16 protein-coding genes are annotated in these 26,718 nt (G+C 52.5%); 4 read left to right on the top strand and 12 right to left on the bottom strand.

Features of this window, described 5'->3' with window-relative positions; all coding sequences use genetic code 11:
• Positions 1–3: 3 nt before the first annotated feature.
• Positions 4–870, bottom strand: coding sequence for an alpha/beta hydrolase (locus tag ACO0LK_RS17660; protein ID WP_422977295.1), 867 nt, complete (start codon positions 868–870; stop codon positions 4–6).
• 424 nt (positions 871–1,294) lie between these two features.
• Here ACO0LK_RS17660 and ACO0LK_RS17655 point away from each other — a divergent pair, with 424 nt between their 5' ends.
• Positions 1,295–1,876, top strand: coding sequence for a TetR/AcrR family transcriptional regulator (locus tag ACO0LK_RS17655; protein WP_422977293.1), 582 nt, complete (start codon positions 1,295–1,297; stop codon positions 1,874–1,876).
• Between the two features lie 41 nt (positions 1,877–1,917).
• Here ACO0LK_RS17655 and ACO0LK_RS17650 read toward each other — a convergent pair whose 3' ends face one another.
• From ACO0LK_RS17650 to ACO0LK_RS17625, 6 genes are all read right to left on the bottom strand, one after another.
• Complete coding sequence (locus ACO0LK_RS17650; RefSeq protein WP_422977291.1) at positions 1,918–2,808, bottom strand: dienelactone hydrolase family protein; 891 nt, start codon at positions 2,806–2,808, stop codon at positions 1,918–1,920.
• Positions 2,809–3,034: 226 nt separating this feature from the next.
• A complete protein-coding gene (locus ACO0LK_RS17645) occupies positions 3,035–3,484 on the bottom strand; it encodes a cytochrome c-type biogenesis protein (RefSeq protein WP_422977289.1) in 450 nt (149 codons plus the stop codon).
• Positions 3,485–3,766: 282 nt separating this feature from the next.
• Complete coding sequence (locus ACO0LK_RS17640; protein ID WP_422977287.1) at positions 3,767–5,644, bottom strand: family 2A encapsulin nanocompartment cargo protein cysteine desulfurase; 1,878 nt, start codon at positions 5,642–5,644, stop codon at positions 3,767–3,769.
• Complete coding sequence (locus ACO0LK_RS17635; RefSeq protein WP_186946199.1) at positions 5,619–6,548, bottom strand: family 2A encapsulin nanocompartment shell protein; 930 nt, start codon at positions 6,546–6,548, stop codon at positions 5,619–5,621. Before ACO0LK_RS17635 ends, ACO0LK_RS17640 begins: the two co-directional genes overlap by 26 nt.
• A 131-nt stretch (positions 6,549–6,679) precedes the next feature.
• Positions 6,680–7,663, bottom strand: a complete 984-nt coding sequence (gene epsC, locus ACO0LK_RS17630; protein WP_186946198.1) for a serine O-acetyltransferase EpsC — start codon at positions 7,661–7,663, stop codon at positions 6,680–6,682.
• 48 nt (positions 7,664–7,711) lie between these two features.
• Complete coding sequence (locus tag ACO0LK_RS17625; protein WP_422977284.1) at positions 7,712–8,230, bottom strand: rhodanese-like domain-containing protein; 519 nt, start codon at positions 8,228–8,230, stop codon at positions 7,712–7,714.
• Positions 8,231–8,577: 347 nt separating this feature from the next.
• On the opposite strand from ACO0LK_RS17625, the gene ACO0LK_RS17620 reads away from it, so the two are divergent.
• Complete coding sequence (locus ACO0LK_RS17620) at positions 8,578–10,884, top strand: sensor histidine kinase (RefSeq protein WP_422977282.1); 2,307 nt, start codon at positions 8,578–8,580, stop codon at positions 10,882–10,884.
• 58 nt (positions 10,885–10,942) lie between these two features.
• Here the strand turns inward: ACO0LK_RS17620 and ACO0LK_RS17615 are convergent, their stop codons facing one another.
• From ACO0LK_RS17615 to ACO0LK_RS17605, 3 genes are all read right to left on the bottom strand, one after another.
• Positions 10,943–12,214 (bottom strand): O-acetylhomoserine aminocarboxypropyltransferase/cysteine synthase family protein, encoded by a 1,272-nt coding sequence (locus ACO0LK_RS17615; protein WP_422977280.1) that lies wholly within the window; start codon positions 12,212–12,214, stop codon positions 10,943–10,945.
• A gap of 246 nt (positions 12,215–12,460) precedes the next feature.
• Complete coding sequence (locus tag ACO0LK_RS17610) at positions 12,461–13,957, bottom strand: SEL1-like repeat protein (protein ID WP_422977278.1); 1,497 nt, start codon at positions 13,955–13,957, stop codon at positions 12,461–12,463.
• Positions 13,958–14,074: 117 nt separating this feature from the next.
• Positions 14,075–17,956, bottom strand: coding sequence for a TonB-dependent receptor (locus tag ACO0LK_RS17605; protein ID WP_422977276.1), 3,882 nt, complete (start codon positions 17,954–17,956; stop codon positions 14,075–14,077).
• An 886-nt stretch (positions 17,957–18,842) separates the two neighbouring features.
• On the opposite strand from ACO0LK_RS17605, the gene ACO0LK_RS17600 reads away from it, so the two are divergent.
• The gene (locus tag ACO0LK_RS17600; RefSeq protein WP_422977274.1) at positions 18,843–20,510 is read left to right on the top strand and encodes a rhamnogalacturonan lyase B N-terminal domain-containing protein; all 1,668 of its coding nucleotides are present in this window, start codon (positions 18,843–18,845) and stop codon (positions 20,508–20,510) included.
• 205 nt (positions 20,511–20,715) lie between these two features.
• Positions 20,716–23,589, top strand: coding sequence for a beta-galactosidase GalA (gene galA, locus ACO0LK_RS17595; RefSeq protein ID WP_422977272.1), 2,874 nt, complete (start codon positions 20,716–20,718; stop codon positions 23,587–23,589).
• Positions 23,590–23,675: 86 nt separating this feature from the next.
• On the opposite strand, the gene ACO0LK_RS17590 is transcribed toward galA, so the two are convergent.
• Complete coding sequence (locus tag ACO0LK_RS17590; RefSeq protein ID WP_422977270.1) at positions 23,676–25,049, bottom strand: BNR repeat-containing protein; 1,374 nt, start codon at positions 25,047–25,049, stop codon at positions 23,676–23,678.
• Positions 25,050–25,328: 279 nt separating this feature from the next.
• A complete protein-coding gene (locus tag ACO0LK_RS17585) occupies positions 25,329–26,663 on the bottom strand; it encodes an alpha/beta hydrolase family protein (protein WP_422977268.1) in 1,335 nt (444 codons plus the stop codon).
• Positions 26,664–26,718: the final 55 nt, after the last annotated feature.

Genomic DNA, 26,718 nt, shown 5'->3' with positions numbered 1-26,718 from the left:
CATCTATGCCGTCGTTGCACCGTGTTCAACAATGAAACTGATAGCAGCCTCCACCACGGCAGGTGTACGCAAGATGCGTCTGTGCCCTGTCCCTGCCACCGGCTGTAATCTCGCCTTTGGCCAGGCGGCAGCCAGGGCAATACTTTCTTCATATGGCATTTCGCGGTCTTCTGGGTCGTGCAGGATCAGCACGGGATGTTGAAAACCGGATTGCAGCTGAGACAGATCCACACTGTCAAGCGGCACACCGACATGTGCCGCCATTTGCTGTTCCAGTGCATACGCCTCTTCCGCATTCAGACCTGCCATGCGGGCGGTACGTTGTACCACGCGGGTAAGCGAAGCCGGGCCACATAACTGCACGCTGGCGGCGACGCGCAAGCCATGGGCATAGGCATACAGGCTGGCGGCTGATCCGGCAGAGTGGCCAATGACGGCGGCCAACGGCCCGACCTGGGCAGCTAGCGCCAACACGGCCTTGCCATAATCGACTACATGGGTAAGTTCACCCTGTGACTCGCCATGTGCAGGGCCATCAAGCGCAATGACGCCATAACCAGCCTGTAACAGCGGTGCTACAAAAGCTGCCATGTGGCTGGCCCGGCTTTCCCAGCCATGCAGCAATAACACGGCAGGGGCAGTATCTGGCCCCCAGCGCCAGGCCACCAGCACCTGGCCGGCATGGTCAATGTCAAAACGTCTGGCGGCTGACAATGCTATTCTGTCATCATCACTGGTGGCCGGCCTTCGCGGTGTGATCAGGGCGTGCAACACTGCTTCCATAGTCGGCCTGGCGGGTGCTTGCGATGGCGGTGCAGATGCCGACATTGCTGATGAGGCATCATTTTGTTTCATTGTCGGCTCATTCATACCAATTCCCTCAATTAGATGACAAACATAATCTCATAGATGCCGATTATCATCTAAAATAGAAACCTGTGTCAAATACAGCGACATGCCTAGAACTCATTTCATAAATAGGGGTGAGATGCGTTTGCCTCATAACGTGGGCTGGCAAGGCGGACGAGGCAGTCAATAGCGGGTCTATTGACAACGAGTCCAACGCAGTCCAGCACACGTTATGAGGCAAACCCTTCGGGAGCGGGCGATTCGGGCGCATTGCAGCGCGAGGTGGTGACATTGCGCTTGCTAAGGCACCAGCCTTAGCTACGCGACACGCCTTGCACTGCATCCCGAATCGCCTTGCTCGCACTCATCCCTATTTATGAAATGAGTTCTAGATAATGACATCAATACAGCCCGCGGACCATGATCGCGCAACCGGAATAAAGCCATGAGAACTTCACGTGAACAAGCTGCGCAAACCAGAGAGCGCATCGTCGAGACAGCGGCCCGTCTGTATCGCGAACGCGGCATCAATGGCATAGGTGTGGCGGATCTGATGAATGAAGCAGGCCTGACCCATGGCGGCTTTTACAAGCACTTTGAATCCAAGGAAGCATTAATCGCCGAAGCCTGCGCAGCGGCACTGGAAGCCACCAAGACTGAACTGCGACGTAAAATCGCCGCCGCCCCCGACGATGAGGCATTGAGCACCCTGGTACACACTTATCTGAGCAAGGCCCACAGCGACAACCCAGGCCTGGGCTGCACCATCGCCACCCTGGGGCCGGAAGCCATACGCCAAGACGGCATAGGTAAGGAAACCATACAGCAGGGTGTGAACAATCTGCTGGCCCTGATCAGCACGCAGTTGCAACGTGAAGGCGTTGACAATGATGAAGTGGAAGCCAAGGCGCACGCCGTGCTGGCATCAATGATAGGCGGCCTGCTGCTGTCACGCATGATGGACAGCCCGGCAAAAACGAAGGCTGTACTGCGTGACACCAGCAATTTCATCCTGAAATCGGTTTAAGACGACTATCGGCTTAAAGCGACTGCCAGTCTGGCAGACTATCAGGCACGCAGATTGGCTTTGAAAAACTCGACTGTACGCTGCCAAGACAATGTTGCGGCAGCCTGGTCATAGCGTGGCGTCGTATCATTATTAAAACCATGCTGGGTACCGGCGTAGACATATGCCTGATACTTGACACCGGCCCTCGTGAGCGCAGCTTCATATTTTGGCCATCCGGCATTGATGCGTTCATCCGTACCGGCATAATGGATCAAGAGTGGCGCCTTGATTTTTGCCGCATCTTCTTCACCTGGCTGGCCACCATAGTAAGGTACGGCAGCAGCCAGATCAGGGATTCTGGTTGCCAGGAAGTTGGCAATGCCACCGCCATAACAAAAGCCGACCACGCCTACCTTGCCATTGGCTTCAGGCAATTTTTTTAGTATTGCAGCGGCTTCAATAAAATCTGCACGTATCTTGTTCTGATCCAGTTTGGGGAACAGTTCACGGGCCTTTTCTTCATCACCAGGGTAACCACCCAGTGATGCCAGCGCATCCGGGGCAAAGGCAATGAAACCATCCAGCGCCAGGCGGCGTGCTATATCCTCGATATGCGGATTCAGGCCACGGTTTTCATGCACCACCAGCACTGCCGGCAGTTTTCCCTTGATTTCAGCAGGAGTGACCAGATAGCCACGCAGGGTGCCCGAACCCTGAGGTGAAGGATATTCAACATATTTAGCCTGTATCCGTGCATCGGTCTTTGGCACTTGCTGGGCCTGGGCAAAATTTGGGCTAAGCTGTTGCAACAATGTTTCAGCCGTCACCACACCAACCGCATATTTGCTGGCTGACTGCAAGAAAGCACGGCGATCAATGACGCCATGTACATACTGATCAAATAAACGCAGCACTTCCGGCTTGAAATCATTTGCTGTCTGACGTGTCATCTTGTTCTCCTGAATTATCGATTTATTTGAATGGATGCTAGCTGTCGTGGCAGGCACTACAGGCTTTGGCAATGCTGAGGGCTGCCAGCACCCTTTCAGCATCCACCTTTCAGCATCCATCATCATAATCCTGATTTCTGACGGCTGCACTGATGATCGTAAGAGCTTGTGTGCGTCAAACAGAAAAGTATCTCGATGGAATTCGTGGGATGCATTACAAACTAGATCACAGCAAGGGTAGGGAATAGTGCCGTGCTTCGGTGGCAACAGGTTCTTGCTCATCATCAAAATAACGCGTGGATTTAAATTTTGCAAACAGCCAGATCAGGCCGGTCAGCAGCAATAGATAAGGTCCGCTCCATAGCAACAGAGTTTGTGCATTCAGTGATGGCCGGTAACGCACGACATCGCCATAACGTGTCAGCAGAAAATCAGTGATCTGTTTCTCATCCTGGCCTTGCTGAATTTTTTCGCGAATTTGTTGTTTCAGAATGACTGCCAGTTCTGCATGTGAATCTGCCAGCGTCTGATTCTGCCACACCAGGCAATGTAATTCCTTTGCGAGTTTTTGTACCCGCTGCTCGATACCTGATGCAGATTCCTGACGTGGCGCAGCAGCCGCCAGGCTAGGCCACAGCAAATAACAAGCGGCAGAAACCAGCAATATCATTGCCATATGAAAGCCAGCTTTTATCCTGTCATTATTCATACTGAAGTTGAATGTCTCTAAAAAATGGCTCGCCATACTGCGCGAGCCTGAAATTCCTCTAGGGGTAAAGACAGCTTCAATATACCGTGCGCGCGATAAAAAGTAAGCGAATTAATTCAGATATGAATATGCGCTGCACTGCGGAATTTCAAACACCTTGCAGCAAGTACTCGTTGTCGGTCCGAAAAAAAACGCTGACATACCAGGGCTTTTAGGCCTGGCATGACCAGCGTATCAAATTGCCTTGCTTCAATTCTTTTTTTGATTTGCCAGACGACGTACCACTGCCAGCAGGCGATCAATTTCTTCGCAGGTATTGTAGAACGCAAAAGAAGGACGTACCGTAGCCTCGACACCAAAACGACGCAATATGGGTTGCGCACAGTGGTGGCCAGAACGCACAGCAATACCCTCTTCATTGAGTGCCTTGCCTACTTCTTCGGTCTGATAGCCTTCCAGTACAAACGAAGCAACACTGGCCTTTTCATGGGCCGTGCCTATCAGGCGTACACCGGGTATGCTCTTTAGACCATGCGTTGCGTATTCCAGCAAGGCATGTTCATACAGAGCAATATTTTCCAGCCCCAGGCGTTCGACATAATCAATCGCTGCACCCAGGCCGACTGCATCGGCAATATTGCCGGTACCGGCTTCAAAGCGTGCCGGTGCCGGTTGATATTGCGTACGCTCAAACGTCACGTCAGCAATCATGTTGCCACCGCCCTGCCACGGCGGCAACTGATCCAGCAATGCTTTCTTGCCATACACCACGCCTATGCCGGTAGGACCAAATACCTTGTGCCCTGAAAACACATAAAAATCGGCATCCAGTGCCTGTACATTCACACGCAGGTGTGACACTGCCTGAGCGCCGTCAATCAGCACACGAGCACCGGCACTATGTGCCAGTGCAATGATTTCCTGCACCGGTGTGATCGTGCCCAAAGCATTCGAGACCTGTGTCACTGCGACCAGTCGCGTTTTGCTGTTGAGCAGCTTGCGATATTCATCCAAAATGATCTGACCACTGCCATCCACAGGAATAACGCGGATGACAGCCCCCTTCTCGGCTGCCAGTTGCTGCCATGGCACGATGTTGGCATGGTGTTCCAGCTGCGACACGATGATTTCATCACCAGCACCGATAAACTTTTTACCAAAGGTATTGGCAACCAGATTGATCGCTTCTGTCGCGCCGCGCACGAAGATGATTTCATCTACCGATGCCGCGCCCAAAAACTTTGCAACCTTGCTGCGTGCACCTTCATAAGCGTCGGTAGCCCGTGCTGCCAGTTCATGCGCTGCGCGGTGGATGTTGGAATTTTCATGCTCGTAAAAATAGCTGAGCCTGTCTATCACCGACTGTGGTTTTTGGGTCGTCGCTGCATTGTCGAACCAGACCAGTTGCTTGCCATTCACCCGTTCTGCCAGGATGGGAAAATCGCGGCGCACGGCATTGATATCAAACGGTGCTGCCAGTGCGGGGTTGGCCGCCCGGGGTGCGGTATCCCAGTAATCCTGCTCGCCCTGCTGAAAATAATACGCAGGACGCGCATCTGCACCTGCCCCCGTCGCCGGAGCTGCTGGGGTATTAGCCGGATACAGCTCACCCAGCAGTTGCTGCAATTGATCCTGCCCTGGCAAACCAAAAGAGCGTGCCAGTGTCTGATCTGCCTGCCGGCCTGTTCCCTGCGCAGCGAGACCATCCAGATTGCCATCGGCTACCGGATAACCGTTGTCGGCGCCAATAAAATAATAAGGCGTCGTCGATGCTGCCGGTGTTGAGAGAGGCGCACCACCCGCCTGTGGACGTGACGGTGCGACACTGCTGCCACCATTCTGTGGAATGGCGCTGGCATAAATGGAGGGCTGCGTATGCGCTGTTGCACTGGCATTACTGCCGGAATGATTGCCAGATTCGCTGACAGACGACAGACGGCCTGGTGCAGATACAGGTGCTACAGGCGCACTGCTCGCTTCCGAAAAACCCGGCAGGAATTGCGCAGCAGCTTGCGCTGCCCCCGGCACCAGAGCAAAAAACTCTGATGCCATACGATTCAGCAAGGCTTCATCCGGCAAACCCGCATTTGCCGCGCCGGTATTACTTGTAGGTGTCAGGATAGTCATGGTACTTACCGATCTCTACGTCATCCAGAACAGCAACCGCATCATCCGTCAAGACTGCCAGCGAGCAGTACAGGGAAATCAGATATGAGGCAATCGCATTGCGGTTGATGCCCATGAAACGTACCGACAGGCCAGGGCTTTGTTCACCAGCCAGACCAGGCTGGAACAGGCCAACCACACCCTGACGTTTTTCACCCACGCGCAGCAGGATGATCTTGGTTTTGCCATCTTCGATAGGCAGTTTGTCGGAAGGTACCAGTGGTACACCGCGCCAGGTCAGGAATTGGGAACCAAACAAACTCACCGTTGGTGGTGGCACGCCACGGCGTGTGCATTCACGGCCAAAGGCAGCAATCGCCAGCGGATGGGCCAGGAAGAAGCCAGGCTCTTTCCAGACTTTAGTCAACAGATCATCCAGATCATCAGGAGTAGGCGCACCGGTCAGCGTGGAAATACGCTGATCATCATGCACGTTCGCCAACAGGCCGTAATCAGGATTGTTGATGAGTTCGCTTTCCTGACGTTCCTTGATGGTTTCTACCGTCAGGCGCAGTTGTTCCTTGATCTGGTCATGCGGGCTGCTGTACAGATCAGAAATACGGGTATGTACATCCAGCACGGTTGCCACCGCATTGAGGAAGTATTCACGTGGCTGTTCGTCATAATCCACAAAAGTTTGTGGCAGTTCTGACTCGTCACGCTGGGAACAGGCCACCCGGACATCTTTAGGGTTTTTGACTTTGTTAAGTCGATAAATACCTGCCTCTACCGGCAGCCATTGCAGCAAATGCACCAGCCAGCGTGGTGAAATGGTGGATAACTGAGGAACGGTTTTGGTTGCATTCGCCAACTGCCTGGCGGCGTTGTCACTGAGTGCGAAATTACTGGGAGACACATCGGTCATTGCTTACTCCATTAAAAAATGCGGTGAATCGGAACAAATGAAAACTTCAAGAATAAAAATTTCAAGAACATCAAAAAAACAGGTTGACGCCTGTCATTAAAAAATCTGCCTGACTGATCTGCCTGGTCTGCTTACAAGGCCGGGGATGGCAGTGCCCCATGTTCATGTCGCAGGCTGGCCTGACTGACGTGGGAACCGGCAGCCACATCATTTGTCACCCAGACATTGCCGCCGATGATGGCGCCGCGACCCAGTGTCACCCGCCCCAGTACGGTGGCTCCGGCATAAATGACCACGTCGTCCTCCACTACCGGGTGTCGTGGCAAGCCTTTTTGCAATTTGCCTTCATCATCGGTAGGGAAGCGTTTGGCACCCAGGGTCACCGCCTGGTAAATACGCACGCGCTGGCCGATGATGGCGGTTTCGCCTATCACCACACCGGTGCCATGGTCGATGAAAAACCCCGCACCTATGCTGGCGCCAGGGTGAATGTCTATGCCGGTTTGTGCATGGGCTATTTCTGCCACGATGCGCGCCAGCAAAGGCACGCCAGACTGGTATAACTGATGAGCAATGCGATGATGGATCATGGCCAGGATGCCGGGGTAGCAGAGCAATACTTCATCCACAGTACGGGCTGCCGGGTCACCCTGGTAAGCCGAGATCACGTCACTATCCAGCAGTGAACGAATCGCTGGCAATGCGCGCGAGAATTCACGCACGATATGCAGGGCGCGATCTTCGATATGCAGATCTTCCTGCTCGTAATAGCGCGAGGTGTAGCTGAGTTCAAGCCTGACCTGGCTCAGCATTGAATGCAGTGCCGTGTCCAGCGTATGGCCGACATAGAAATCTTCGCTTTCCTGACGCAATTCGGGCGGCCCCAGACGCATGGGAAACAATGCCCCACGCAGATCGGAAATAATTTTTGCCAGTGCATCACGGGATGGCAATTCACGCCCCCCAGGTTCGGATGAACGTTGCTGACGGCGCCGCCATGCGTGCCTGACGGCGGCCAGTTCACTGACTACCTGCTCGATACCAAACAGTGAACCACGCTGATCCCTGACTGGCGTTACTGACTGTACGGGTGTCTCTTCTGTAAAGCTGACCATCTGCCTTTACCTTTCTTCTCTTATAACAATGAAGCGGATGACATCGCTTTAATCCTGTATCCACGGTAACTGGTGAAAACGCCAGCCACCAAGCTGGCCGCGTTGCTGCTCTGGATTCAAATCACCTTCAAAGCCTTCAGCCACATTGAAAATGTTGCTGAAACCTGCTTTGGCCGCGGCCTCGGCAGCGGCTGTCGAGCGTTTTCCGCTACGACACAGCAGCAGGATGACCCTGGACTTGTCCTTGACTTTGGTTTCCAGTTCCTTGACGAATCTTGGGTTACGGGTCAGGGCTGTGCCGGTGGCCCAGGGTACGTGGACGGCGTCGGCCACGTAGCCAACAAACTTGCGTTCTTCCGCCGTTCGCACGTCGACCAGAATGGCCTGGTTATTCTGTACCAGACGCCAGGCGTCAGTTGGTGCAACGCTGCCGGAAAACACCAGGCCTGCTGTCTGCGCAACTGATCTGGCATTCGCCAGTGCGTGGTCTTCGCTACCCGAAGATGATGTTTCGTCCACCTGGCTGGCAGACGATAACTCTATAGATGCAAATGTAGAATCGGTCATGAAATACTCTGGCTAACAACAAAAACGAATTTGGTTCGTAACAGAGTTTCAATGTACCGAATTTATCTAAGGCGCAAAACGAATAAAAATGTTGTTATTTATCTGAAAAACAGATATCAAGAATCACTGTGGAAACTGCCATCGCCGACGAAAACACTGGCTTGTTTTCATACAAGCCCAGCAAATGCAGAAATTTTGAGAGTATCATCTGAGCAATAAACGGAAATCCAACAGGTCAGTCTGGTTATTAAATTTATGACAATGACTGCCCCGAACAGAAGGAACTCATTGCCAAAACAGGGATGGCATGCGTTCCAGCGATACGCCCCAAGATAAAGTGCCCATTTATGTCTTTACTAAAACCGACTTCCCGCCCGCGGCTTGCCACCCTGCTGACACTTGGCGTCAGTGCCGTCGTCTTGTGTACCGTCTTGTCAGCCCTGCTGCTGGTCGATCATTTTGCCAATAATTATGCGCAAAAAGAAGCTGAACAAAGGCTGCAACAGCTTTCCTGGCAAATGCGCGACCAGATTGATCTGGTCATGCAAAAATCCGTAGGCGATGTGCAATTGCTGTCGCAACTAAGCCAGATCAGGGATGCGCAGGACCCATCTGAAATACGCCGCATCCTCGACAGCCTGCAAAACAATTTCACCGATTATGCCTGGATAGGCCTGGCCAGCCCCGACGGCAAGGTTCTGGCATCCAGCAAGGGCTTGCTGGAGGGACAGGATGTCAGCCAGCGCCCCTGGTTCCAGCAGGGTAAAAAGGCGCTGTACGCTGGCGACTACCATCCGGCCCTGCTGTTGCAAAAGTTATTGCCGTATAGCGCCGACCCATGGCGTTTTGTGGATGTTGCCATCCCTGTCCGTCGTGCTGACGGCAGCCTGCGTGGGGTACTGGGTGTACACCTGAGCTGGAATTGGGCGCGCAAGCTGGCGCAGACCATACTGGCCCCGGCAGATCAGCAATACAATGTTGACATCATGATAGTCCGTGATGACGGCACGGTACTGCTTGGCCCCAAGGGCATGGAAGAAAAGAAAATCAAGTCCAGCAGCCTGACACAATCGCGCTCGGGTAAAACTGGAACAGTCGAAGAAACATTTGAAGACGGCAAACTCTACCTGACCGGCTATGCCCTGACCGGGCAGGCACGCAACTACCCGGCCCTGCAATGGAGCATTCTGGTACGCCAGCCCAAAGACATTGCCATGGCCGCCCTGCATAATCTGGAAAAAGAAATTCTCTTGTTCTGTGGCTTGCTGGGGCTGATACTGGCCTTGGTAGCAGCATTGCTGGCACGCCGGGCATCGGCATCACTGATCAGACTCAGTACCGCGATTGAACAGCGTTCGCTCAAGCGTGGCGGTACTGCTGTCACGACGTCTATTCCTATCGTCAATGCCTACCATGAGGCACATCTTTTATCAGTTACCCTGGCCGACATGGTGGAAAAAGAAGAACGCCACCTGGCTGATATGGAAAGCGCCAACCAGAGTCTGGAAACCACCGTCGCCGAACGCACGCATGAAATCAAACAAAAGGCCAGCGAACTGGAACTGGCATTGCAACAGCAACGCAATGTCCAAAGCCGTCTGCAGGCCATCACCGATAACCTGCCCTGCATCATCACCTTCATGGATCTGGAAGAAAGATATGTGTTTGTGAACGCATTCATCACATCAGAATTCGGGGTCAGGCCAGAGCAACTGATAGGCAAGACCCTGCGTGAAGTTGTAGGGGAAGAGTTTTATAAGCCTATGGCTGGCTATGTGAAAAATGTATTGGCAGGGCAACGTGCCAGTTTTGAAGGAACAGGCGAACTCAATAAACGCACTTATTATTACCAGTCCGTGTACGTACCTGCGGTGAATGACCGCGATGAAGTTGAAGGCTTTTATGCCATCAGCTTTGACATTGCCGACCGCAAGCGGGTGGAAATGATGATGAATGAATTTGTGTCCATGGTCAGCCATGAATTGCGTACGCCACTGACCTCGATCAACGGTGCCTTGCGTCTGGTGGCCGCCGGCGTGGCAGGTGAAATCCCGGACAAGGCCAAGGAACTGACCACAGTGGCCATGCGCAATGCAGACCGTCTGCTACACCTGATCAATGACATACTGGACCTGGAAAAAATCGCTTCAGGCAAGATGGAATTCGATTTCAAGGTCAGCGCCCTGCAGCCCCTGATACAGGATGCCATCAGCGGCAATATGTCGTATTCAGACCAGTATGGCGTCAGTATGCGCGCCATCGGTGATAATGCAGAACTGTATGTGAATGTTGACCGTGACCGCTATGCACAGGTACTGGCAAACCTGCTGTCAAACGCCATCAAGTTTTCTCACAAGGGCGGCGAAGTGGTCGTATCGGTAGAAAAAACGGCAGACAAGGTAAAGGTTATTGTCACTGACTATGGCAGCGGCATTCCCAGTCATTTCCACAGCAAGATATTCCAGAAATTCAGCCAGGTGGACAGTTCCAATACCCGCAAAAAAGGCGGCACTGGCTTGGGTTTAAATATTTGCAAGACCATCATAGAGAAAATGGGCGGCAGCATCGGCTTTGAATCAACGATCGATGTAGGCAGCAAATTCTTCTTCGAACTGCCACTGGTGCCAGCACCAGTGGCGAACGACAACAACTAAACTGGCAGAATGCATTTCAGCGGCTGAAATGCATTCTCAAACTGCCTGAGCACAAAGATCAGGCACTTGCCAGTGCCTGTTCCAGATCGGCGATCAGATCATCCACGTGCTCAATACCGATGGACAGGCGAACGGTATCTTCAGTCACACCGGCTTTTGCCAGTTCTTCCGGATTCAACTGCCTGTGCGTGGTGCTGGCAGGATGGCAGGCCAGCGACTTGGCATCACCAATATTCACCAGACGGGTAAATAACTGCAATGCATCCTGGAAGCGGCCACCGGCTTCCCTGCCACCATCGAGACCAAAAGTCAGGATGCCGGACGGTTTTCCACCCAGGTATTTTTGCGCCAGGGCGTGATCCCGGTGTTCAGGCAAACCGGCATAGTTGACCCATTTCACCTTGGCGTGCTGGTCAAGATAGCGCGCAATTTTGATGGTGTTTTCCGTAATCCTGTCCAGGCGCAGGGCCAGGGTTTCTATTCCCTGCAAAATCAGGAAGGCATTGAAAGGTGACAGCGCAGCACCGGTATTGCGCAGCGGCACCACACGGGCCCGGCCGATATAGGCTGCCGGACCCAGTGCTTCGGTATACACCACGCCGTGATAAGACACATCGGGTTCATTCAGGCGTTTGAAACGTTGCTTGTGTTCCGCCCACGGGAACTTGCCGGAATCGACGATGATGCCGCCTATGGAATTGCCATGTCCACCCAGATACTTGGTCAGGGAATGCACGACGATATCCGCGCCAAACTCGATAGGGCGCAGCAGATAAGGAGAAGGCACGGTATTGTCGACAATCAGCGGCACACCATGACGGTGTGCCACTGCGGCAATCGCTTCGATATCGGTGATATTGCCCAGGGGGTTGCCGATGGATTCAACAAATACCGCCTTGGTTTTTTCATCGATGAGACTGGCAAAAGATTCAGGGTCACGGTAATCGGCAAAACGGGTTTCTATGCCAAACTGCGGCAAGGTATGGGCAAACAGATTGTAGGTGCCACCATATAGCGTGGAAGCAGAAACAATATTGTCACCCGCTTCGGCGATAGTCTGTATGGCATAGGTAATCGCCGCCTGACCGGACGCCAGCGCGAGGCCGGCTATCCCGCCTTCCAGTTCAGCCACACGTTTTTCCAGTACATCATTGGTAGGGTTCATGATGCGCGAATAAATATTTCCCTGCACCTTCAGGTCAAACAGGTCTGCACCATGCTGGGTATTATCAAACGCATACGCGACCGTCTGGTAGATGGGCACGGCAACAGCGCGGGTGGTCGGGTCGGGGGTGTAGCCGCCGTGAACGGCGATGGTTTCCAGTTTCATCTAACTATCCTTATTATGTTGGTCAGAACTTATCTCATCTGCATTGATCATAAAAACTGTGTCCGCAAACCACAAGGAAGCTTTTCAGTTTTACATAGTTGAAAAATGCAGAAACACCCGACATCAGTGATGATGTGGGTGTCAAAAGAAAAAACGGCTTGTCAATAACAAGCCGTGGGATACACGACATGGAGGGAGGAGTCTCCATGCCGTATAAAAATCGGGATTCGTCCAGGCGAATCAATATCAGGGTGTCAGGATGCGTTTGGCCTGGGCCTTCTGTGCATCTGACAGACGTGTCTCCAGCTTCTCGGCAGCACTTGCAGCCGGTGCACGGCCCAGTTTGGCAGCCAGTTTCAACCAGACATAGGCTTTGACAGTATCGTCATCACTGTTGCGGGGTTTGTCAGCTGCGGCACCTTCGCCCTTGAGTAACATCGCCGCCAGATTCACCATGGCATCCGGCTGGCTCTGCATGGCAGCACTTTGAAACAGATTGCGTGCTATCCGCAAATCCTTGCTGACGATCTGACCTGTATAAAAATAGGTTGCCAGAGAATTTTGTGCATCAGGATGTCCGGCAACGGCAGCTTCCTTATAAAAGGCCAGGGCTTTAGCCGGGTCAGCAGCAACACCTTGGCCCTGGTCAAACATCAGGGCCAATGCATACAGGGCTTGTGGTTTTTTTTGTTTGGCCGCCTGCTGGTACCAGGCAAATGCTCTCGGCAAATCCTGTTTGACTTCATCACCATAGTAATAAAGATTGGCCAGGGACAGTTGTGCCGGTACATACGCATATTCTGCGGCATTGGTGTAAAGCTTGACCGCTTCCTGGATGTCTTTGCTGCCGCCATAACCGCTTTGATAAAAACGTGCCAGTACGTAACGGGCCGGGACAAAATTCAACTCTGCCGCTGCCTTGTACCATTGTCTGGCTTTGGCAGGATCTTTAGGTACCTCATACCCGGACATATAAATACGCGCCAGCCGCAACTGGGCCTGCACCCGCAACGATGCCCGTTCCGGGTCTTTGGGATCAAATGGACTGTATTGTGACGGATTCAGACGGGAGTCCGCCAGCCTGTCATACCAGGTGATGGCCTGACGTGTGTCGCGCGGTGTGCCTTGCCCATAGAAATACATATTCCCCAGCATCAGGGCTGCTTCGTCATAGCCAATTGCGGAATACGAAGTCTTGAAAGCTTCCAGTGCCTTGGGAAAATCACCTGCATCATAAGCCGCAAACGCCAGGTCCAGGGTTTTGTCCTTGCGGGCAATATAATTGCGGCCAGCAGCAAAATTTCTATCCGCCTGAGAACAGCCAGCGCTGGTCTGCGTACTGTCTTCTGCCGGAGTTACCAGCCGTTCACCACCAGCCGCCGAACCATACGGGCTGCTGTCGAGAAAACCTTCAGTGCGGTCGCCAAGGCCCGGAGGTGCATCTGCACCCATATTGGTATTGTCAGTGCTACGGCCACGGCCTTCGAAATGGTCAAGATAATCATCGATGATCTGGTCTTGATACGACGTAAAGCTGAAAGCACAGGAACCCGCCGAATTACGGTCAAGACGCCTTACTGTAGTACCAGGGCGCTTGGGCAGGCTGCCAAATATGGTGACCGCTGTAATCGGCGTATCGGGAACAAAAGTCGGCTCTATCTGTTGCGTCGGTATCTGCGCCATGGACAAACCAGGCAAGCCCAGCATGGCGGCACTCAAACACAATCTGATGGTGATTTTCATAGGTTCCCGAACGTTGTGCTGATTAAAATAACCGCACATATAGATTGCAATAACAGGAATGCAGGCTGGCTGATTTCATACACACAGCCAGCCTGCATTGTCGACACCAGTACTGGTTTAGTTTCTCATATTGATACCCACCATGATCCTGCGACCAGCATATGCATAGTCATTCAGACTTGGGATACCGTTGGCAAAGGAAGCATATTGCGCCTGGCTGCTGGTCGTGGTTGCCAGACCCAGATTACGGGCTTCTGCAAACAATTCCAGACCATTCTTGAAGCGATAGCCGATCTTGGCATCAATAAATGCAGTCGCATCCTTGAAGTTTGGTGCACCCGGGTTATACGGTGTGCGGTAGAAACCACCGCCATCGTTCGGGTAAGTATAAGTCGATGCAATATTATTACCGCAACCTGCGATACAGGTGAAGTAATTGGCCCGTGCCTGGTAGGCAATACGCGCACTCAAAGCACCATCGTCATACCACAGGGACAGATTGGTGGTGTAGCTGGATTCCAGGGTTGGTGGCAGAGAATCACCACTGATCAGTTCACGTACGGAAATCGAATCAGAGGATTTCAATTTGGAATAGTTGAAATCGACACCGGTGTACTTGAAGTACCATGGCAGGAAAGTAAAGGCCAGCTTGCCGCCTATCTCTATCCCCTTGCGTGTCGTTGCCGGACCATTTTCCCAGGTGGAATAACCAAACTCAAAATCAGACAGTTTCTTGCCGGTGACAGGATCGATATCGCTGGTACCCGAGAACAGGGCAACGTTCGATTTACCAACAGCAATCGCAGGACCGATCTTGCCGGTTTGCTTGAAGGCGCCGATACTCAGCATCGTATCCTTGTTCGGATACCATTCTGCACTCAGGTTCTGATTGATGTTTGATTGTGCCTTCAGGTTCGGGTTACCAATAGTGCCGGTACAACCCATATCTGCACCTGATCCGTCAGGATCGAAGCTGCCTACGCGACGTTCATCATAGGTACATGTACCTGTTGGCAACAGGCGGGCGATAGGTGGACGTGCCACTGTTTTGGCATGATTGTACCGAACCACAAATTTATTCGGAATAACCCACAGCGACAGATTGGAAATCGGCAGGATATCCGTCGTGTTACTGTCGAGTGAAGTATTCTTCATCAGGGTACTGCTCTGTACACCGGTGGCAACCGTTGGATTAGCCGGGTCAAATGAAGCTGTCTTGGTAATCGATGTAAAGAACATTTGGCCAGTTGCATGAATTTCAGTGTTCACATAACGTACACCAAAATTGGCTGCAAATTCCATGCCGAAAGGCAGTTCATCCTTTTCAAAGTCCAGCATGAAATAACCTGATTTGGTCTTTTCACTGTTCTGGCTCACTGGCTGAGCGTACACCTTGCCGTCGCTGGCCTTGCAGGACTTCATGCAATTGAAGTTCATGTTAGGTACACCAAGCAAGTCGAAAGCCTTGGCAACATCAATCTGCCGCCAGCCATTGATCAGGTTGGCAGGGCGATCTGGCAGACCAGCCATAAACTGCGAAGATGCCGGTATCATGGATTGCGTAATTACATCCAGAAACTGGGCCTGGGTCAGTGTTGTTGTTCCATACTGGGTGTTCGACAAATTGGTATTTGGAACATAACCGTAATTACATGGCGCACCGCCTGCACCCAGGGAGCCTGGTGTATTTTCGCAGCCGACAAAACTGCCGCGCAGATTATTGGTAGGCAAGACAACCGGTGGCACATAACCGGCTGTACCAAATGTACCGATTGCCGATTGAATCGTCGCGCCACCGCCACCCCAGCTGGATGCATTGCTGTCGCGCAGGTTGAAACCTGTCTTGATCTGTGTCAGCCACGGCAATTTGTCGGTGGTGTTATAGGTCAGATCCAGCTTGGCGGTTTTCTCGCCGGTTTCTATCAGTTTTGGAGAATACGATATTTGTGGTGCCTGCGTCAGCAAAGGCTGCTGTGCAATCGTGTACGCTGGTATGGTAGGATTATTGATCGTCGCGGCCACTGCTGCACGTGCCGAGGTCGCCGCATTCAGATTGGAATACTGTGCAGGATTGGCCTGATTAAAAGTCGATGTCGCCGGGAAAGCATATGTCCAGAGACCGTTAGGCAAAACACTCAGCGTTGCTTCGCCATAAGGCGTAGTCCAGCTGGTGCGTTTGTCTGCACGAGAAAAATCTGATCTGGCATCGGCAATAAAAAACTCTGCCTTGAACCGGTCGTTTTTATACAGTCCACCACCCTGCAGGTAAGTAGACTTGGTTTCCATGGTGTTTTGTATCTGATCAGTACTGGCAGATCCATCCGTGATCGTGAATTTTGTCACGTGATGGTTGGCATCCACAACAACAGAGCCAGGGATGACATTGGCTACAGCACCCGCTGCCGCTGGCAAACCGGTACGGCCACTGATATTGTCATACACGTAGTAGCCAGAACCCGGCACGGCAGTACGGACACCCGTCGCCGAATCGACAAAACTGACGCCCTGATAGGTCGGTGACAATACGCTGGCTGTATTGATGTTCAAGCCGCCAAGACCATAAGTCAGGAAATTGTCTTCTACCTTGCGGCTGTTACCACTGCCCTTGACATACAAAGACAGATTATTGTCGACCTTGAAATCGAAGCGCAGGTCAAAGGACTTACGTTCTTCTTTCTGACGTTTTTCGATGAAACGCACCAGTGATGGGGTGTAGTCATTCCACTGGTTCAGACAGGTTTCCAGCTCGGACGTACGTTGCGTAATGGCCGCGTTTCTGGCGGTGGTTCCATTAACCGCTGCAGACTGTGCACTGGTCAGCGCAGGGAAAGCCGCATAACAGTCCGCCTTGGTCTTGGCCGCAGCAGACTTGTTGACCAGGCTCATTGGTGTTTCTGAATTGAAGACCCCACCAGCAGTCAATGGCGATGCCACGATAGGCGTGGTTGCGGCCAGGTCAGTAGTCGATACGGTGCTGGGGTTAAACGCGAAAGTCTTGTTAGGCGAATTATCAAAATCCAGGGAACGCGCATAACCTGCGATGCCAGTCGTGGATATCTGTGATGAATGGCCATCATTGGTGATTCTGGAGGCAGACACATTCAGCAAGACGCCCAGGCGACCGTCCAGATATTTATTGGCCAGTACCAGATTCATGTCTGGCGTCCATTCCTTGTTAATGGAATTTTGCGTCGTGGCCAGACGCAGGGACGCATAGGGTTTCTTGAAATCCAGGCCGGTACGTGTGGTGATGATGATACCGCCGCCCAAAGCACCTTCGGTCATGTCGGCAGTCGATCCCTTGACCACGTCCACGCTCTTGATCAAGTCGGACGATAATTGGCGAAACTCGACCGCACGGCCAAAGCCACCGCCATTCATGTCTGAACCACCGGCAGATTGCACGGCCTGTCCATCAATTTCCACGCGGGTCAGGTCCGGCCCGTTACCACGCACGGTCACACTGACGCCTTCACCAAAATCACCACGATCCAGCGAGATGCCTGAGATGCGGGAAATGGCCTCGCCTATATTCCTGTCCGGGAAAGCACCCACATCTTCGGCAACGATGGAATCCAGTGCGGTAGTCGCATGTTTCTTTCTATCGATGGCCGATTGTTGTGATGCACGTGTACCCACCACCACAATGGTGGATACTTCATTGTCTGTGGATTTTTCGCCTGGCTTGGCTGGCGCAGCTGGTGCCGCTGGTGCCGCTGGTGCCGCTGGTGTCGCAGGTTCTGCTGCCTTGCTGCCCTGAGTAGTTGCCGGCTTGCTGTCTTGCGCTAAGGCGAGATCATTGGCCATCATGGAAGTCATGGCAAGTGCGATGGCATAGCTCAGACGTTTCAGTTTCAGACCTTCAGTTGCGGCCTCTCTTGCTACTTTATTTGCTACCTTATTTACGGACTCAGTTGCTACCTCATTTGCAGCAACTCCGGTCGCGTCCGACGTACGCGACAAGTCTTGCCCTATACCCTTCTTGTATACGGTTTTCATGCTATCTCCTGGATTATTCTAAGTATGCAATTTGTTGGTCATTGCATTTTTTTGCGCCCGATATTGAGTGCTTAAGATGATCTTATTTGATTTAAAAAATTCATTTATATAGATTTTCTCGCTGGACGTATGTTGTTTTCATATAGCAATCAAATAGCTGAGCGATAACAAAAAAACGGGAAATCACATCCGTCTTCTTGAAGTAAAAGTGATGAAAAAAATCCGCCCTCTTCCCGTCTATCTGCATAGGGAAAGGCCATATGCTCCGTCTTTGGAGCATGAAGAATTGTGCTGTCAATGAAGCAGATGCCTGATCACATCGCCGTCATGCCTATCCCGAAAAAAGGGAATTGGTGGACTGTGAACAACACTCAGGTATTTGCAAATCATAGGTTTGCAGCGTGCAAACCAAACCTGTCAAAACTGTGGTGCAGAGGAAAGCACACATCGCCCATCGCACTAGCAAACTGCGACTGGTATTTGAACAATGGGCAACGGATAAATGCTAGCGCCATCAACGACCAGCGTCAACTCGACGCCCATCATCGGTATCGCTGTCCATTTTTGGTATTTTCCCCTCTGAAATCCAGCAATTTTCAATCAAAATTGATGCCTTCCTGAATCAAGCAGGAAAATGATTATTTGATCATACTTATACAAATGATATGGAATGAAAAAAAGTGGTATCTATGATGTCAGTGGCGATACATAACGCCTGAGCCCACAAGCCGCTATAAGAAAACAGAATGGTGCATCGTTCCATCAGCTACTTCATTACTGTGTCATTACTATGCATCACATGACGTGTCTGTCAGAGCAGCATCGAGTCAGTATCAAGTCAGTTTCTATTTACAGCGGCCTCTCACAACAATATCAAGGAGATAGCATGAGTGTATTCAACTGGCGGACCATTCTGGTCAGCCTTGCGGTAACGATGCTGACCAGCGCATGCGGCGGCGGTTCACAGGATAGTGCAAACGCCGGCAATAGCCTGGCAGGAAAAATAAGTGCCGGTGGCAGCCCGCCGCCTGCAGCTTTTGGGGTTACCGATAGTGGCGGTTTTTTGACCGTAACCAGCGGTGCGGGTCTGGTATTTAAAGTGGATGAAAACGGCGGCAACATCACGTCCATCAAATACAATGACGGCCCGGAATTACAGTCGCAGACCAAGGGCTCGCATATTGCATCTGGCCTGGGTGCCACGGTGTCTTACTCGGTATCGGGTTCGGTGGCAAAAATCACGCTGACTACGTCTACCCTGATCCACTATCTGCTGGTGCGTGCGAATGAAAACAATATCTACATGGGAACGTATGTCACCGCCGAACCCAGCGTAGGTGAATTACGCTGGATCACCCGCCTGAATTCCACGGTGCTGACCAATGTACCAACGGAATCAAGAATTGCTGACAACACCGGCGCCATAGAAAGTACCGATATCTTTGGACTGGCGAACGGTGAAACCCGTTCGAAATATTATGGCAATCAGCGTGCCATTGACCTGTCTATACGGGGTGTGACGGGGTCAAATATTGGCATCTTCATGGTCTACGGCAATCGTGAGAGCAGCTCCGGCGGCCCGTTCTATCGCGACATTCAAAACCAGACCGGTGGCGATACCGAAGTCTACAATTACATGAACTCTGGCCACAACCAGACAGAAGCCGACCGCATGGGTTTCCACGGCCCCTATGCTGTCATGTTCACGACCGGGGCGACACCAGCCATACCCGACATGAGCTGGATGGGCAGTTATAACCTGTCTGGTTGGATCGACGCCAGCGGACGCGGCAAAGTGGTCGGCAACGGACTGGCAGGCATGGATGGCAATTATGCGTACACCGTAGGCTTTGCGAATGCCACCGCACAATACTGGACAGCGGCCAGCACGACTAACGGCAACTTTGTCCGGTCGGGCATGAAACCCGGCACCTACACCATGTCTGTCTACAAGGGCGAATTGGCTGTGTATACAGAAACAGTAGCTGTCAGCGCTGGCGGCACTACCACCCTGAATACCCGCACCATACAGGGCGATCCTTCGGCAGATACGGCGGTATGGCGCATCGGTGACTGGGACGGCACACCAAGAGAGTTGAAAAACGGTCAGACATTTAATGTGCGTCATCCTTCCGACGTACGTAACGCCAGTTGGGGGCCTGTCACCTACAACATCGGTGCGGCAACCAATAGCTTTCCGGCTGCGCAATGGAAAGACCTGAACAGCCCGACTACCGTCACCTTCAACCTCAGCGCTGCCCAGGTGGCAAATCATACCGTCAGGATAGGTATAACAGGAGCCTACGCTGGTGGACGGCCGAATATCAAGATCAACGCATGGACAGCAACGGCACAGGGCGCATCCACCCAGCCTAATTCACGCAGCCTGACGACAGGCAGCTACCGGGGTAACAACACCATGTACAGCTTCAGTGTTCCCGCCAGTGCTTTTGTGACTGGCACCAATACCATGACTATCAGTGTGGTATCCGGTTCCAGCGGCACCACTTACCTGAGTCCGGCATTTGCTTTTGATGCTTTGGACATGCTGTAAGCCTGACGAGGGAAAGCTATGCAGAAATCTCCGGTCATGCCGGAGATTTTTCCTGTTTCCACAGCCAGCAGTCAATTTCTTGATTGTTTCCGCACGCAGCTTCAAGCCCGCGCATACTCTCATAGAATATCTTGCGCCTCACCTGTCCATCATCAATCCGCTCATCATCATTCCGCTTCAACGGATAAGAATCATTATAAAAAATATGACATCAATCACCACATCAGTCAGGCAGGGATGGAAACTTTATGCCATCAGCATTCTGGTCCTTTGTTCATCCCTGTTTTCATCTTTGGCCCTTGCTGAAACTGGGCGTGAGCGTTTGTCGCTGGACCGGGGCTGGTTATTTCATCTGGGTGATATCCCCATGCCGGACATCAAGGGACATGGCGCGACCTATGGCAATGCCAAGGCAGGTAATGCCCAGGGGGCAGCGGGTACCCGCTACAATGACAGTGACTGGCGCAAACTGGATCTGCCACATGACTGGGCGGTGGAAGGACCATTTGACCCCAAGGCGAATATCTCGCAAGGTTATCGCCCACGTGGTATTTCCTGGTATCGCCGTTATCTGCGGGTAGATGAAAGTGAACGTGGCCGTTATTTTGAATTGCAGTTTGACGGCATTGCCACCCATGCCAGCATCTGGGTGAACGGCAATATCGTGCACCGCAACTGGTCTGGCTACAATGCCAGCAATATCGATATCACACCCTATCTGCGTTATGGCGATGCCAGCAATACCATCGCCATCCGTGTCGATGCCGAGCAGATGGAAGGCTGGTGGTATGAAGGTGCAGGCATCTATCGCCATGCATGGTTACTGAAATCAAATCCTGTCCACATCATCACCGACGGTGTACATGCGACACCCAGGCAACTGAATGACAAACAATGGCAAATCCCGGTAGAAGTGACACTGGATAACAGCGGCAAGCAAGCCGCCGACGTCAGGGTCGAAGTCACCGTCTTCAGCCCGGACAATAAAGTCGTCGCCAGCAAGACACAAACAGTCCGCGTTCCCTTGCTGAGGCAGACCATCGCCAGTTTGCCTGTGACAATCAAACAGCCAGAACGCTGGACCCTGGACAAGCCTGCACTGTACAGCGTTAAAACCGTGGTGCTGCAAGACAGTAAGGTAATTGATGAAGTGCATCTTAAAACGGGCTTTCGCAGCATACGTTTTGATGCCCAGCAAGGCTTCTTTCTCAATAACCAGCATGTCAAGCTGCAAGGCGTTTGCCTGCATCAGGATCATGCCGGGGTCGGTGTGGCCGTGCCGGATTCCATCTGGGAATACCGCCTGCGACGCCTGAAGGAACTGGGTGTCAATGCGATACGTTTTTCCCACAATGCACCAGCCCCCGAAGTGCTGGACATGATAGACCGCATGGGTTTTCTGGTCATGGATGAAAATCGCAATTTCAATCCTTCGCCAGATTATATGAAGCAACTGGAATGGATGGTACGGCGTGACCGCCATCATCCCGGCGTGATCCTGTGGTCAGTATTCAATGAAGAACCAGTGCAAGGTACCGAAATAGGCTATGAAATGGCAAGGCGCATGACGGCTGCCGTCAAAGCCCTGGACGATACCCGTCCGGTAACAGCCGCGATGAATGGTGGCTTTTTTACTGCACTGAATGTATCGCATGCAGTCGATGTGCTGGGAGCCAATTACCAGGTACCGGATTATGACCGCTATCACAAGGCCAATCCCAACAAACCCTTCACCAGCGCGGAAGATACCTCGGCCTTCATGACACGCGGTGAATTCACTACAGATAAAAGCAGGAACCTGATTGCCAGTTATGACGATGACTTTGCCAAATGGGGTAATAGCCACCGCGATGCCTGGCAAGCCATAGACAGCCGCCCGTATGTCGCCGGTGGATTTGTCTGGACCGGATTTGATTACCGTGGCGAACCGACGCCAAATGAATGGCCATCGGTCAGTTCGGTATTCGGCATCATGGATTTGAACGGTTTCCCCAAAACAGCCTACTACATGCATCAGGTGCAATGGATCAAGGATCGCCCGCTGATCCATATCGCCCCGCACTGGAACTGGCAAGGCCAGGAGGGCAAGGAAATCCGCGTCATGGTGATGGCCAATGTGGAACGTATCAAGCTCTTGCTGAATGGCCACGAACTGGGCGAGCAACAGGTTGACCCGTATCGCATGAATACCTTCAAGGTCACTTATGAACCCGGCAAGCTGGAGGCACTGGGCTACAAAGGCGGCAAGGAAATAATACGCACCAGCGTAGAAACCACCGGCAAGGCCGTCAGGCTGGAGCTGCTGCCAGACCGCGCATCACTCGCAGGCGATGGGCGTGACGCCATGCCAGTTACTGTACGTGCGCTGGATGCACAAGGCCGTGCCGTGCCGATAGACAATAGCGAGGTCAGCTTCGATATCTCCGGTGCGGGTCAATCCATAGGTCATGGTAATGGTGACCCCAATTCCCATGAAGATGAAAAAGGCAAGACACGCAGACTGTTTAATGGCCTGGCGCAACTGATCTTGCAAAGTCGCTTTGACAGCAATGGTGAGCTATTGATCACCGCTACAGCACCCGGCTTGCAAGCAGCCAGCGTGCGAATACCGGTACAAAAAACGGCGGGCCTGCCCTTTGTCCCGGTGAGTGATGCACCCGTGCTGTACCTGCAAAACTGGCGCATCTCGCCCCCTTATGCAACACGACCCGACCCCAACCAGATGCTGGCAGACAATGATATGAATACCTGGAACTGGGGCCAGCCACCTCTGCTGGAAAGTGGCACCAAAGAGAGTGAAAACAAAGCAAATCACTTCCATCTGTTCCGCAGCGATTTTACCCAGGACAAGAGGCTGGGCAGCGGCAAGACACGTCTGTTGTTTTCACGTATCAACGGCAAGGCAGAAATCTGGCTGAACGGGAAATTACTGGGATCAAAAATCTCGCTGGGTACGGGTGATCTCAGTGTTGACCTGCCCGCTGGCGAAGGGCCAGCGCAACTGACGGTACTGGTGGAAGCCGAGCCCGGCAAGAAGGCCGGACTGGAAGGAAATATTATTGCAGAGCCGAAAAAATAAGCACGACTACTCAAATACCGCATTGAAGAACGAGCTGGGCATTTGTCTGCAACAAGCAAATGCCCAGACTTTCAACTCCGATTTCCTCAGGATTTTCCTGGGTTAAAAACAAACAGTTTCAAGTCCGTTGCTGGTACGATTTCCGTCAGCGGCAAATCGCGATGCGGTACCTGCGCTGTCCATGCCAGACGGTATACCCTGCCGTTGGCGTCGCTTGTTTCAGTGGCATTGATCTGCATGTCCGGCCCAGGTTTGAAATAGGTGCCGAACATCTCTGCGACACCCGCCACCTTGTTTTCTGAGACAGTTTCCAAGGTTCTGGAATCGACACTGAATTCCAGTCTTTGCCCAAGACGTGTCACGGCCACCAGCAGTTGCCCTGGCTTGCCTGGGCGTGCGCCTTCGACAAAGATTTCAGAATTCAGCGAGCCATTGCCTTTAAAGTCCCAGCGATAATTGGTCCAGGCGCTGATCTGTTTTAATTTCCAGCCAGCCTTTTCATGTCGCGCCAGCCAGATTTGCGTATTCCCTGCGGCATCATATTTATGGTAAGTGATGATGGCGCGCCCTTCTTCATCAAACCCCAACACTGTATTGTTATTGATCATGCCACCGCTTACAGGCACGGGGTCCACAATCTCGGCCTGCTTCAGGCGTATCGGCAATGTCAGGGGGCTGCCATCAGCACGTTCCCAATGTACAAGGTCGGGGCTTTTTGCGTACGACAGGTCATGATTGGTTTCGGCACTTGGTGATTCACGCCATACCCAGGCAACATGGAAATAACCGTCCTTCCCCCTGGTCGGTCCCATGAAATAGGCATTGCGCTGCCCTTCTCCATCGGTCAGCGGGCTATTTGTCAGGGCTTTCCAGCTTTGTGATTTCTCGTCATAGATGTTATAAATTTCATTGCCACGACCACTGCTGCCATCGCGGTATTTGAAAATCAGTTGTCCCTGATGATTTTTCAGGAACACCGGATAAGTCATCGCCTTTTCTCGCGCTGCATCCAGCATTTTTGGCACTCGCTGCAAGGTGCGTACATCGCCCGTGGCGTCCGAACGGAACATGGTCAACGGGTCTACATGCATATTGGCGGCAATATGCACTGCACCAGAAGCATCCAGTGTCATCGCGATCAGGTTATGGCTATCCCAGCCCAGCCAGGTATCAAGCTTGTGATAGACCCAGTGGCTGGGCGCATTCAATGGCCGCTGCGCCACCGTCAGTTGACGGTTGGCGTCATAGTAAGCCAGATACAGATGGTCTTTACTGGTGGCCATGGCAAACGGCACCGTATGCCCTGACCAGACCCTGTCTATCGCTTCTATGGATATGGGTAGCTGAGCAGGTGCAGAGGCAAGCATCGCTGTCGATGTATCGGCAATTGCCAGATGACTGGACGCCAGTGCCAGCGTGAATACCAACGTACATACCAACGGACGGCTGATCTTCAGCATAGGTGATCTCCTTGATTTTTTATCCGGCAGCAGTGCATCTTTTAACCAACTGCCATGAACCTGTCCTATAGACGGCTTACGATTATAAGTTTAAGGACCAGCGCAATGACCATGATCACAGGTTTCAGCCGCATATGCGCAAAACTTTGATTGGAATAATACTGTAGATTACTGTAGCTATGAGGGCGTATTGCACTAAAGCCTACAGCAGCAACACGGCAAATATTGCCGTGTTGTCAGGGGATGGAAGGGGATAAGAGAGGCTGGGCAGGGCTGGGCTTAAGGGCTTTCTGCTACAGGCAATTTCTTTTCCAGTTTCAGGCCTGCGGCTGTGCGGGCAGGAAAACCCTTCCAGTAAGTATGGTCTGGTTTGGGCAGGCCATTTGCATCCACACTCCATTTCCCATCCCGCGCATTCTCTGTCAGATCCAGGTAGGCATCCATGCTGTTATCGTTTTTCAGGTATCTTGCCAGGAAGGCAGTGACAAAGTGCTGCGCAATATTGTTCATCCTGTTGTTATCCCAGACGGCATCAATATAGGTTTCTGCCGGAATTTTCTTCAGACTGGGTACAGGCAGCCAGGCTTCCTTCGGAGCAGGTATGGGGGCACCGGCATTGTGGTTGGCATTCTCAAAGGTCAGCAGATAACGCCGGGCATTGACACTATTTTCATAGATATTGCGCACACCGGGTGCATAACCGGATATGTCATCAACGCTGCCCGCTACAAAGAAGACAGGGGTACGGATGGCAGACAAACCTGCGGCATCCCACAGGCCTGCATTCCAGCCCCAGGGTGCAAATGCAACGGCTGCCTTGATGCGCTTGTCCTGCGATGCCAGATAGGCCGCATTGCCAGCTTGCCGGACAGCCAGCGCACGGTTGGGTACAAAAGCCCCATCCACACTGGCCGCTGTCAAACCACCACCGATGGTATTCACCACGCCATAGCCGCCCATGGAATAACCGATCAGACCAGTATTGTCTGCATTGACCAGGCCGTTGAACCTGCCGCTGGTATCCGCCTTGTTCAGGGCTGCCATCTGATTCAGGACAAACAGCTGGTCCAGCGAACGGTTCAGCAAGGTGCTGGAAAACGCCTTGAGATCATGGTAATTACTGTCGGTATGGTCGATCGCGACCACCACATAGCCTTTACTGGCCAGGTTTTCTGTCAGATGACTCAGCAGGTAACGATTACCCGGATAACCATGCGACACGATCAGCAACGGGTATGGGCCATGCTGTTTGTCTGGTGCTGCGTCGCGCACTGCCTGGCCGCTGAGGCTGATTTCTGTCTTGCCGTCGCGCAGATAGGTCTGGTACTTGCCACCTGGTGCCTGCTGCGGTTTCAACGTGGCGGGATACCAGATTTCCACCGTCAGCGGGCGGTCGTAATACGCCGTTTCGCCACCAGGCTTGCTATTGAGAATATCGACCTGCCTGGGGTTCAGCAGGTTCAGACTGGTGACGCCCACCCTGTGCTGACCATAGGCAGCCAGTTCGGGGGCATCGGGCCGTATCTGGTCTATGCGGTTATCCTGCGCGCTCACCCAGCAGGGGGCAAGCAAAATACAGGTGGCAATCAAGGTACGCAGTTTTATCATCATCATGAAGTATTTCATCAAGAGTCGCAAAATCAACAGGCAAGATCAAGAGGTATGCCGC

This window comes from Undibacterium sp. Ji49W (assembly GCF_049340205.1).
Lineage (GTDB): Bacteria > Pseudomonadota > Gammaproteobacteria > Burkholderiales > Burkholderiaceae_D > Undibacterium.
The sequence above is the reverse complement of the archived record's forward strand: the minus strand, read 5'-3'. Positions and strand labels throughout refer to the sequence as shown.